The 810-nt window shown below is 30.2% G+C and carries 1 protein-coding gene; it reads right to left on the bottom strand.

The features are described from left to right. Nucleotides 1-672 (bottom strand): tandem-type lipoprotein (locus HMPREF2597_RS05810; protein ID WP_070817232.1); only part of this gene is annotated, 672 nt, incomplete at its 3' end. Between the last annotated feature and the right edge of the window lie 138 nt (nucleotides 673-810).

Here is an 810-nt window from a genome sequence, read left to right as displayed (position 1 = left end):
TATGGATGATCCTTTTAAATCGCCATCGCCCTTCAACTTTAATTCAGGGGCTTGTTTGGTTGGGATATTATATCTCTTCCTTAACTGTTGTACATTATAATCATCATTATTCAACAGATATTTAGCAGAATAACTTGGCACATTTGGATTGTATGAAATATCTCCATTTTTATAATCTTTAAAGTCTTTAAAGTTGCCGTATTGTACAAAAAACTTAAAGTTTTCTATTTCTTTTTTTAACTTATCATTCGGTATTGGCTTTATTGGGATAATTTTATTATGTTCCATTTTCACTGGATATTTTTTATCTTTATTATGCACATATCCTTTTTTGTCTTCTGTTATCTCGCTTATTAAAAAATATCCTTTCGTTGTTCTAGTATTGCGATTTACATGTAGCACCATTCCTCTAGATTCCATATTTCTACCTTTTGGCTCGATAACCATTTCAGAATGAATGATCCAAGTGCCTTTATCTCCTTTATCAAATTCTTGATCTCGAAAGCCTTCTTTATCGTAGAAATCTTCAAGATTTTTTGTTGGATACACACTTAACGTTTTATTAAAACTTTTTTTAATTTGAGCTTCTTTGTTAAAAGATCCACACCCTCCAACAAAAATGACTAAGATAAACAAACTTGCACATAACTTTAGTTTTTTTGAATGCTCCATTTTTTCACACCCCCATATTATTCTATATACTACGCTTGGTCTGTTTAGAATAACCTATTATGTCTCTAGATTTGATATTCAGAGTTTGACTCATGATTTATTAACCTCACTTGGAGTAAATTGTACAGAATCTGTAAA

This window comes from Staphylococcus sp. HMSC063A07, from assembly GCF_001836955.1.
GTDB lineage: Bacteria > Bacillota > Bacilli > Staphylococcales > Staphylococcaceae > Staphylococcus > Staphylococcus lugdunensis.
Note: the sequence above shows the minus strand (reverse complement) of the source record. Positions and strands in the feature narration are given on the sequence as shown.